Origin of the sequence: Geminicoccus sp. (assembly GCF_035556675.1) — a bacterium.
In the GTDB taxonomy this organism is placed as follows: domain Bacteria; phylum Pseudomonadota; class Alphaproteobacteria; order Geminicoccales; family Geminicoccaceae; genus Geminicoccus.
Genome location: NZ_DATMFZ010000182.1, coordinates 1 through 6,773 on the forward strand (window position 1 = coordinate 1; position 6,773 = coordinate 6,773).

Genomic DNA, 6,773 nt, shown 5'->3' on the forward strand with positions numbered 1-6,773 from the left:
CCCGCCCCACCAGCAACTGTCCGATCCTGGCATGCAGCTTCTCGACCTCGGCCTCAGCGACCTTCGCATTCTCCTGGACGGCCGACCTGCCGGCAAACACCGATGCCAGCCCCTCCATCGCCTGGCGCTTCCATTCGCTCACCATCGTCTGATGGATGCTGTGCCTGGCCGCCAGCTGGGCCGTGCCTGGCTCCCCACGCAGCGCCTCCAAGGCCACCTTCGCCTTGAACTCAGCTGCGTACCGCGTCCGCTTTCCCGTCATCGGATCCGTCCTTCATCCAGAACGAACCAAGCTTATCCACCTGTCCCAAATCCGGGGACCACCTCTCTCCGGGTGATCACCGGCGAGCAGGGCAGCGGCAAGACCACGCTGGCGCGCGTGCTCCGGCGGCTGATCGACCCGAAGGTCGACCTGGGCGCCAAGCCGAAGGAGGGGCGCGACCTGATGATCGCGGCCCGCAACACCTGGGTGCTGGGCTTCGACAACATGTCGTTCATCGACGGCGAGCTGTCCGACGCGATGTGCCGGATGGCGACGGGCGGCGGGTTTCGGGCCCGCCAGCTGTTCACGGACGAGGAGGAGGTGCTGTTCTCGGCCAGCCGGCCGCAGCTGTTGAATGCCATCCCGGATGGGACCCGTGCCCAGATCTCCTGGACTGCGCGATCCTGTTGGATCTGGAGGCCCGCGCCGATACGGCGCGGGCCTTCGAGAGGGACTTCTGGCGGAAGTTCGAAGCGCTGGCACCGGCGGTGCTGGGCGCGTTGTTGGACGGAGTTTCGGGCGCGCTGCGGCGGTTCCCCGGAGACCCAGCTAGCTTCCAAGCCGCGAATGGCCGACTTCGCCCGCTGGGTGGAAGCGGCCGCCCTGGAGCTTGGGTTCGCGCCGGGCGAGTTTCTGGCGTCCTACGAGGCGACCCAGACCGACCGCACCAACCGGGAGCGGGGTAAGTGGTCGATCCGGATCGTGCCGGAAACCGCGCAGGTCGATGACGGTGGTGACGCTCGTGACGCTCCGTTCTCTTCTGTCGGCATGCCGCCGCGGCACATGTTCGAGGGCGAGTTGTGAACGCCGCCCTGGCTCGGGCACATGCGGCGGGAGTGACGGTCTTGCTGACGCCGGATGGCAAGCTCCAATGGCGTTACGCTCAGCCGATCACGCCAGCGCTGCGTGCGGAGCTGCGAGCACGCCGCGCGGAGATCCTGGCGGCCTTCAAGGCGGCCGAGGTCGCCGCCGCATCGACTACGGCCGCTGCGGCGGTGATCGCCGAAGCTGAAACGCGGGGTTGGCGAGTCGACGTGCGGCCCTCAGGCATCCTGGTCGATACCTGTAGCCAGCCGGCCGACCCAGCACTCATGGACCGGCTGCACTGCCTGATGCTGGACAATCCGGTGCTGGCGGACCCAGCCGAGGTGGTGGCACGCGGCGAGCTGGCGGAGATCGTCGCGGCGTTTGGCGGATGACTTGCCATGGCCCGAAGTGCGGCGCTTCGACCGGGACGCCATTACCTCTGTTCTGCAGTTGTAAGCAAAGGGGCTGGCGGCGGTTCTAACGAAGTTGCAGGCTACGCTCCTCGCCTGGCGCCAGGTCCAGAGGACCGAGTTCCGGAAGCGCCCCATCCAGCGGCCGGATCCGGTAACGACCGGCCGCGATGCTGACCGCCTCGCCGTCCACCGTCCCCCGGGCGACCGAAGTGCCCTGGCCATCGATCACCTCGAATGGTGTGGAGGACGCTTCCCTTACGGCACGCGCCAGACCGTCGGCGTCGTCGGCGGAGAAATAGGCGCCGCCACCGGCCTCGGCCCAGCTGCGGAACATGGAAGCGACCACGGGCTGATCGACTGCGAAGCCGACGATGTTCAGCCGCACCGCTATGCCTGAGGCGCGCAGAGCCTGGACCGCAGCCAGCGGGTCGCCGTCGCAGGTTTCCTCGCCATCCGTGATCAGCACGACCGTGCGCGGGCCCTGGGCCGCCGCGAGATCCTGCGCCGCCGCCTCCAACGAGGCGGCGATCGGGGTCCTGGCACCATCGGTGGCTGTAAGTCCCTGCACGGCTGCCACCATCGCGGACCGGTCCAGCGGTGCGAGCGGCAGCGCCAGATCCGAGCGGCAGGACCCGCGTCCCCCCTGGCCGAACACGCGCAAGGCCACCGGCGTACCCGGCGCCAAGTCCTGGTTCGCGAGGTCGGTCAGCACCTCCTTGGCGATCTCGATGCGGCGCTTGCCGTCCAGCCGCTGCAGCATGCTGCCTGAGGTATCCAGCACGATGGACACTGCCTGACGGGGCGGTGCCGCGGACGTGCCAGCATCGGGTGGCGGCTGGACTACCCGGATCCGCGCGGGCGGCGGCGGCTCGGCCGCAAGCTCCACGGCAAGCGTAAAGGGTATCGGCCGGCGCAGGCGGGCCACGGCCGTCGCGATGGCACGTGACAGTTCTCCGGCGTCGCCGACCCGAGTGAATCGGCCGCCGCTGCTATTCGCCCAGCCTTCCAGGAGGGCCAGTTCGGCGCGCGCCTCCGTGCCCTGGCTGAACGTGGGCGTGCCGATCGTGAAAACCCGCGGCCACACCGCGGTGAGCGCAGCCCACAGGTCCGGACGCAGCGCTTCGCCGCTGGTCTGGCCATCAGTCACGATGATCGCGGCCCGGATGCCCGGGCGCGCCGCGAGCGCCTCCGCAGCGCCGAGCAGGCCGCCCTCGGCACTGCTCGAACTGTCGTCCCACCGATAGGTCTGGAGCTTCGCGAACAGCATGCCCGGATTGCCGCTCCAGTCCGGCAGGAGCCCCCTGGCCTGCGGCTCGCCGAACGGCATGAGCTGCGCTTCGTCCCGGCCCGGCGCCACGTCCCGGACAAAGCTGCGCACGCCGCGGATGATGGCGGGCACGAAGGCGCCGACACTGCCCGACGTGTCCCAGGCCAGCACCACCGAGCGGGGCAGGCCGAAGACCTCGACGAGGTAGCGGCCGGGCGTCACCTCGGCACTCCACCGGCGCTCCGACGGATCGTCCTGTTCGACGCGCAGCGCCACCGGCTGGCCGGCCGGATCGATCATCCTGATGCCGACATCGGCAGTCGGCTGCCCGCGGACTACGAGCCGCACGTGACGGACGTCCGCGCTGATGTCGAGCGGATACCGATCCGGTTCCCGATCGAGCGAAGCCAGCCCGGCAGCCGCAGCCCCGGATTCGAGTGCGGTTCCTGGTCCGGGCGGAGCCGCCACCAGCTGCTCGTCGGCATCGATGGCCGATGGCTCCTCTACTGCCAAGATACTCGACCAGTCGGTGCTCTCCCGGACGCTGAAGCGGCCCGGGAGTTCCGCATAACCCTGATCGGCCAAGGGGCGATCGGCAGCGACGCGGAGCCAGCGCGCGGTGACCGGTGCCGGAAAGACAAAGGGCGCCACCGTGCCATCCGGCCGTCGATCGAGGATCCAGTCGCCCGCTTCGATCCAGGGCCCGTCCGGGCTCTCGCTGCTCACGGCGAGCCGCACGCGCGGCAACTGTGCAGTCGGCTCGCTGCCTGGCGCATCCTGCCATTCGACCGCCGCCAGCTGTGCCGTGCGGCCGTGGCGAAATCCAATCACCCAGCTCGGTCCGTCACTGCGCTCGGCCGGCAAGCTGACCCGGACCATCTGCGGCAGGTCGGACAGCATCGCCTCCGCACCGTAGTCCCACGGATCGATGCGCTCGAGACGCCCGCCTACTGCTTCGCCTGCCACATCGAAGCCCCGTTCAGGTATCGGGAAGGCCGATTGCGCCACCAGCACCTCTAGCTCGCCGAGCGTCACCGTATCGACCAGCGGACCGCCTTGCGCCATGAGCGGCACTAGGCGAACGGCGCGGGCCAACTTCGGTGCTTTGAGTGCGAACGGCTGTGGGCCCGGCCGGGGTGAGAGCTCGCCGCTCATGGCCTCTTGCCAAGTGACCCCATCCAAAGAGGTCTCCAGGACGAATCGGCTGAGCCGTTCGGCCATGGAAGGGAACGAGCGCACGTCAATGGCAAAGCCTGCGACCGGCAAGGGCGCGTCGCCCGGGAGCGTCACGGTTGCCGCCGCGAAGCCTTCTCCGTCACGTTGCAGCCGGACCGCCCCGCCCTCGTTGACCAAGCCGTCGATCAGCCCCGTAGTTGCCGCATCAGTCTGTCCGCCGAGTGCGTCCCATGCTGCATCGATGGTGCCCTGCAGTACTTTGGGATAGACCATCCAGCGTGTCGGCCGAGTGGGCGCTGCATCGAGCCGTGCCACCAGATCCGCCTCGGCACCCCCTGCCATTTCGGCGCCGGTGGCCGTTATCGCGATCGAAACTGGCAGGTCCGGCGCCGCATCCGGCGCCACATGGATCGTTACCGGAACCTCCAGCGTGCCGCCTGCATCCAGCACGGCCTCACGAGCTCCGAGCTCCACCCGCCAGCGGTCATCCGTGGCACTCGGCTGCAAGGTCAGCGAGGCGGCGACCGGGCTGGGTCCCAGCCGCAGCGTGCCGTGCACCACCTGGCCATCCGCCGCCAGTGCCGCGATCTCCGCGTGCTCCAGAGCGAGCGCTGCCGGCAGGAACGCCGGGGGGATCGGCTGCCAGCCGAGATCCCGGCCATCCACCTCCAGCCGATAGTCCATGCTCCGGCCCGAGGCGACGCGCAGCAGAGCCGGCTCTCCGGCCGGCAGCCGCACGCGCCAGGCCCCATCGACGCCAGGCTCGGCGTCGCCGCCTTGCCATGCTGCCTCCGGCTTTGTCCCCTGCTGCACGATCCTGCCGAGGCGCAGGGTCAGGCCGGCCGGATCGCTGCCGGGCTCGGGCCGGACTACCAGCTCGCCTTCCTGCACGGCCGTGGGCACAACGAACCAGTCCTCATCGGCGGGCCCCACGCTGCCGCCAAGCCGGCCGTCCACTGGGACTGGCCGAGCGGTAGATGCCGAATCGTTCGGTTCCAGGTCGGCTGGCTGGGCCAGGAGTCGGCGACGCTGTAACTCCAGCGTGTAAGCCTGATCCGACGGTGCAGCGGCGGTAACCGACACCAGCCACTCGCCCTGGGCAAGCATTCCATCCCAGACCGCCCGCTGACCGGTGGCGGAGGCGGCCGTCTCGAAACGTGCTACACGAGCACGGTCGCCCCCCCAGGAGAGGGTTACCACTCGCCGGACATCGTCATCGGCGGCGATCGTGAGCCGAATCGGGGTGGTCCCTTCTAAGAAGAAGCCGAACTGATCGGTGTCGCCGATCCGATCGATGAGCCCGCGCCGGGCGATGCCGAACGGCAGTTCCCTGGCCAGGGCCGGATCGTCGTCCGGTTCGATCTCGTCGACGCCACCGGCCTCCATCGATGCGCCGGCCGCGCCGACGATCTCGTAGGGTGCCGGACCGCTTCGCTCGGCGACCAGCCGGTAGGCGCCGGTCTCGCCACGCGCTTCCAGGACATGCGGCCCTTCGCTCAACACCAGGTTGGAGAGACGCAGCGGCTGGCTGTCGTCCATCCGCTCGGCCACGGCTATCCGGTTGCCCGTGGCGTCGAGCAGGGCAAGCCGCCGCAATCCCCTCCCTTCCCCCACGACCCGCCAGAGGCCGAGGTCGCCGTTCACCTGAAGCAGGCGCTGGTCAGTGTCCTCCGGGGACAGTTGCCCGACTGCGATTCCATTCGGACCGAACGGCGAGGCTTGAGCGATCCGGTCGTCGGGCTCCGCTTCCTGGCCGGGCAGTGGCGGCAGTTCCTCCTCCAGATGCATCGTCCAGGCAAGATCCGCCGGCGGCGCGCCGGCGAGCTTGACGATCAGCGGCCAACGTTCGGTCGCCAGCCCTGGCAGCCGGATCTCCCCCGCACCGCTGCGCTGCATGAGTTCCTCGCCCTCGGGCGACTGAAGACCGACCGTGATCGTTGCATCAGGTCGATCGGTGCGCACCACCAAGGCAGTGCGCGCCGGCAGCGCCGGCCCGGATGCCTCCAGCCGGATCAGGTCAACATCCTGGCCGGGGCCGCCGGCGAGCAGTCGACCGGACAGAGGACCGGTACCGTCCCAGGCCTCAGCGGTCTCGGTAGAATCGTTCGGCTCGTGCTCTCCAGGTGCGGCCGGTCGGGCGTGCGCTTTGACCACGAGGGGCGTCTGCGTAGGACGGTCGAGTTCCAGCTGGTAGCGTCCAGGCTGGAGCACCAGATCCTCGAGCCGGCGCTGGCCCAGCCACCAACGGCGCACCGCAGGCTGAAGGACGTCCTGGCCAGCCGGCCCGAGAAGACGCAGCTCCGCCTCGAAGCCCGGCCGCGCCTGCAGCGTCAGGTCCCAGTGCTTCCCAGCAGCGTCCGCATCCAGCTCCCAGTCCAGCACATGCGTGGTCTCGGCTCCGTCCAGCGTCAGCTCGAAATCGTCGGCTAGCGGCGTCCCGGCTGCATCTCGACGCGGTGGCAGCGTATCCAGCCGCTCCGTCATGATCCGGTAGAGCCCGAGGCCGCCGCCTGTCCCGATCTCAAGTGCGAGCGTGTCGTCCTGCAGGAGCAGTGGCGGCAGTGTGAGATCGGGCTCCTGCCCGGAGGCATCGAGTGTCCCGAGATAGTCAGCCTGCACTTCCGGCGCGGCACCATGAAGTCGGCTGAGCGCGAGACGCGTGCTTTGCCCGGGCATGCCCTGGACGCGGACCCGCCAGAATGCTGCCTCCGCACTGTCCCCAGCATGCCAGTGATACTGGTCCGATCCCGATGCCCCGCTGCCCATGACGCAGATGGCGCCGTCGAGCGGCTGCGCCTGCTCCGGCAGATCATTCGGCTCGATCTCGCCGCTGCAGCCATGCACTACT

4 protein-coding genes are annotated in these 6,773 nt (G+C 69.4%); 2 read left to right on the forward strand and 2 right to left on the reverse strand.

Going from position 1 to position 6,773, the window contains the following annotated elements; translation table 11 throughout:
• On the reverse strand, positions 1 to 262 hold a 262-nt coding region (locus VNS22_RS13445), incomplete at its 3' end, for a transposase (protein ID WP_325733207.1).
• Between the two features lie 72 nt (positions 263 to 334).
• On the opposite strand from VNS22_RS13445, the gene VNS22_RS13450 reads away from it, so the two are divergent.
• Positions 335 to 1,066 (forward strand): hypothetical protein, encoded by a 732-nt coding sequence (locus VNS22_RS13450; RefSeq protein ID WP_325733209.1) that lies wholly within the window; start codon positions 335 to 337, stop codon positions 1,064 to 1,066.
• 41 nt (positions 1,067 to 1,107) lie between these two features.
• Positions 1,108 to 1,461, forward strand: a complete 354-nt coding sequence (locus VNS22_RS13455) for a hypothetical protein (protein ID WP_325733211.1) — start codon at positions 1,108 to 1,110, stop codon at positions 1,459 to 1,461.
• Positions 1,462 to 1,546: 85 nt separating this feature from the next.
• Here VNS22_RS13455 and VNS22_RS13460 read toward each other — a convergent pair.
• Positions 1,547 to 6,773 (reverse strand): VWA domain-containing protein (locus VNS22_RS13460; RefSeq protein WP_325733213.1); only part of this gene is annotated, 5,227 nt, incomplete at its 5' end.